Genomic DNA, 4,205 nt, shown 5'->3' with positions numbered 1-4,205 from the left:
TTTTAACATTACTCTTTCTTTAAAAGTAAAATGATGCTTTGTTTTATCCATTTTAAAAAATCCTTTCTTTTATATACAAAGTTAATTATATAGTTTTTTGAGGTTTTGGGCGAGCGGTTGATTTTCTTAAATTTTTGTGATAAAATGACTTACAAGTTAAAAAAAGTTTTGAGATTCTTTCAAATAAATTTGGGAACCTTTATAAAATTCTTCGCTTAACGCTTAGAATTTTTCCCAAGCATTTTGAAAAGCGCGGCAAAAGTTTTTTTAAACTTTAAGGCATTTTTCACAAAATTATGAAAATCACCGCGAGCCCAGATTTAGTACAATATAATTACAATAATAATCATTTAAATAACTTCTTTTCTAAAATAGAAACATTTAAAAATACTTGACTTGCATATATATCTATATATAATGTTAATTGGTATTGGTAAAAAAAAGTTTCAAGACAAAGAAAGGAAATATATAAATGAAAAAACTTTTAAGTTTATTAAGTGTATTAACAATTAGTGGCACTGCTGTACCAACAACAATTGCTGCTAGTCCTTATCAAAAAGAAAAACAAGAAAATAAATTAGAAAATTTTAATTTTAATAGAGTAAAAAGGCAACATCAAACAGATATATCTACTTATGTTACGCAAACTAATCTAGGAACAATAAGACAGGGGGCAAATGGAATATCTGATTTACAAATTTTAAATGCTTTTGTGCGAGCAAATCCTAATTTACCAACAGAATTAAGATTAACAAATCAAAGAGATAGAATAATACATGTTGTAGCAAATTATGGGGATAGAGCTATTATTGATGCTCGCGGAGCTTTATATACAGGTACTGTTCAAGTAATTTTTAATGGGGGACAAATTCCATCAGAAGAAAATTATTCATTTGGTCTAAATTCAAATTGAAGTAGCAGATTAAATTTATCTACCCAAAATCTAAATATTAATTTAAATATTCTTAATCAACGCCCAAATGAAAGAAACATTATACAAGCTTTTATGTTTAATAATCAAAATTTACCACTTGAATTATCAAATATATTAAGGGTTTCAAATATAAGAAATGGGGGAGCTAGAATTTATGTTCCAGAAGGAAATTTTAGATACTATGGATCAGTTCAAGTTGAAATTAATGAAGGAAGAAATTATATATTTCCGCAAGAAATAAGTTGATAATTTATTTTTTTAATAAAATTAACAAACTTTATAAAAAATAGAAGAGAAATATATGAAAAAAATATTAACTATTTTAGGTACAATCACTTTAACTAGGAACAAGTACAACAAGCTTAGTGGCTTGTAATAAACCACAAGAATATACAAAAGAACAATTAGATAAATTAAAAGAAAAATATAAAATAAATACAGATAAGCAAGAAATCAAAGACAATTTAGAATGAATAGCACCGCAAGAATCTCCATTTAATGAAGTAGATAATAAATATTATTTTGTTGTTTGATTAGATGACAAAGAAAATAACTGAAAAATTATTAAATTAAAAAATGATATAGATCTATATGAACCTTCAAAATGAAAACTTGATGAATCTAGTAATTATTATTTAGGAATGGGAAGAAATGGTATATATATTAGAAATATATCAGGCTTTATTAAATATGCAAAAACTTTCAATAATGGTGATAGTGATTCATATTTTAAAGTTTATCGTTGAAATATTAATACAGATTTTCCTAATTTAGTTGTTGATTCTAAAACTGGCGAAATAAACGTTGAAGATGAATAAATATAAAAACTCATTTAATTAATTAAATGAGTTTTTATATTTCTAATGTAATTAATGATAGTTTTTCATTATTTCTATTAAATAATTCTAAATTATTAATATTAATTTCTTCTTTTATAGGTGGATAAAAAAATATTATACTATTTGATTGTTTTAAAAAATCAACAACCGCAACATTTGAATAAGAATTTTCATCTTCAATTCCATTTTTATACAAATATCAAGTGTCATCTTTGATTAATTGCAGATATGTATTTCTATCTTTACCACTAACTTTGGTTCCAATAGGACAACTTTTAATTAATTCTAAATTTATATCTTTTCCTGCAATAATTTTTTCATTTGGTTTTTCAATAAAAATATTTATATCATAATTTCCATAACCTCATATACCCGATATTTCAATTTGATTTAAAATAAATATTTTTTTATCATAAGTTATTTTAATATTATCTTCAACTAAATTTTTACCCATATTTGTTCAAGCAGTATTAGAATAAACTAATTTATCTTGTTTCGAAAAATAGTTTAAATATTCTTCTATTTTGTTATTAGAAACAATTAAATTAGTTAAATATTTGCCATATTCACCATCTGATAATTTAACTTCTGCCGGAATAAGAGAAGAGATGTTATTTGTTTCTAATTCATTTGTTATTGATAATCAATTAAAATAATTTGCTTCTAATTGATAAATAGGATTTTCTGAAATATTTTTATTTTTTAAAGTTACTGTAATTTCATTATTTTTGTTGTTATTAACATTTCTTTGTTGTTTTAAATTTCAATCTGTAATTTGACCTGTTTTAGGCGAAATAAAGGGTGTGTTTGGTTCATTTGTTCCATCTCAACGATAAACTTTAAAATATGAATCACTATCACCATTATTGAAAGTTTTTGCATATTTAATAAAGCCTGATATATTTCTAATATATATACCATTTCTTCCCATTCCTAAATAATAATTACTAGATTCATCAAGTTTTCATTTTGAAGGTTCATATAGATCTATATCATTTTTTAATTTAATAATTTTTCAGTTATTTTCTTTGTCATCTAATCAAACAACAAAATAATATTTATTATCAACAGTAATAAATGGTTTTTCACTTGCATAAACTTCTTCTCAATAATTTATTGGTGTTGGTGGAGTATAACCACCACTAAAATTAAAATATGATGAATTTAGTTGAACTTTGCAGTCTTCAAATTTTCAATATCCAGTTTCTTCCTCTCTTGGATTAGATATTAATTCAAAATAATAAGGAGAAAATAATTTAATATCATCATTATAACCCTTATTAATTGCGTATTTACTATATGTATAATTTGATAACATATAAATAATTTGTTTAAACATTTTTACAGCACTATCATTTAAAGATTTATAATTATCTAATTTTCAATTTTCAAATAATCCATCAATTACATCTTCTGGTTTTTGTCCTTCAAATTTTTGGCGTAATATAGCAGATTTATTGATAGGATTTCCTTTTTCATCGTATTTTGCCTCTTGAAATTTACGATCATAATTATAACGATATGTTAAATAATTTAATAAAACAATATTTAATTTTTTAATACCTAATAAACCTAAAATATCTTTTCCTTGAATGTAATTTTTGGCAATACTTCAAGGCAAAAAACTTTCAGTAAATCAATATTGAAATATTCTTAAATTAGGATTTGTTTCAATAGGCATTGATAGTAAAGGTACTAAACTAGCATTTTCAACAATTGATGATGGGTAGGAATAAACACCATTAACATTACCCCAACATTTGATATTACAAAATAACATTGATTTAGGATATTTAATTTCAATGCCAGTAAATACTGTGTCTTCGGACAATGATTTTTGTAAAACTAAATGAATACTATTTTGATTTTTTCATTTAAAGTCAGTTATTTTTACTAAATGCATCGATTTAATAACATTAATACCATCAGGTGTATAAGTTCGTTTATATTCTTCAATGATATAGCATTCATTTTTATTGTCTTCGGTAATTTGTTCATTGATAGATACTATTTTTAAGTCATAGGATTCTAAAAATTCTTTGTCTTGTTTTGAAATATCATTAAGTAAAATATCTTTTTCGTCAATCATTACATAACTTGTGCCATTATCTTGTAATGTGGTGTTTTGTTGTATTTGTAATTTAAAATTAAAGTCACTAATTTCATAGCCAATAATTTTAATATATTCATCTTTGTCAATAAAACCTATTTTAACGCTATTTTGAGAGTAGTTTAAAGTTGGTTTTTGCTTTGTCTTAACAAGATTATTAATTTTATAAATATATAAGGTTCTAGCACGGTCTTCACTAAATAATTGTTCTAAATCAGGGTCACTATATTGTGATTGATTAGCAAAGTCTAATGGAATACTATCAATTGAATAATCAATTGGTTCATCATTTTCTGCTAATTGTGCTAACATTTTTTCAGAT

Annotated in this window: 2 protein-coding genes and 1 pseudogene; 2 read left to right on the top strand and 1 reads right to left on the bottom strand. The window is 23.7% G+C overall.

Annotation, left to right across the window (positions count from 1 at the left end):
- Window positions 1-472 precede the first annotated feature (472 nt).
- Together D9R21_RS04605 and D9R21_RS04600 are read left to right on the top strand one after the other, a co-directional pair.
- On the top strand, window positions 473-1,183 hold the full coding sequence (locus D9R21_RS04605) for a hypothetical protein (RefSeq protein ID WP_126821286.1): 711 nt from the start codon (window positions 473-475) through the stop codon (window positions 1,181-1,183).
- A 116-nt stretch (window positions 1,184-1,299) separates the two neighbouring features.
- On the top strand, window positions 1,300-1,752 hold the full coding sequence (locus tag D9R21_RS04600) for a hypothetical protein (RefSeq protein ID WP_126821285.1): 453 nt from the start codon (window positions 1,300-1,302) through the stop codon (window positions 1,750-1,752).
- 34 nt (window positions 1,753-1,786) lie between these two features.
- Here D9R21_RS04600 and D9R21_RS07160 read toward each other — a convergent pair.
- Window positions 1,787-4,205: pseudogene (locus D9R21_RS07160) on the bottom strand (hypothetical protein); the annotation flags it as partial.

Source organism: Spiroplasma endosymbiont of Megaselia nigra, assembly GCF_003987485.1.
Classification (GTDB): Bacteria; Bacillota_I; Bacilli_A; order Mycoplasmatales; family Mycoplasmataceae; genus Spiroplasma.
This window is presented reverse-complemented; position numbering and strand designations above follow the sequence as displayed.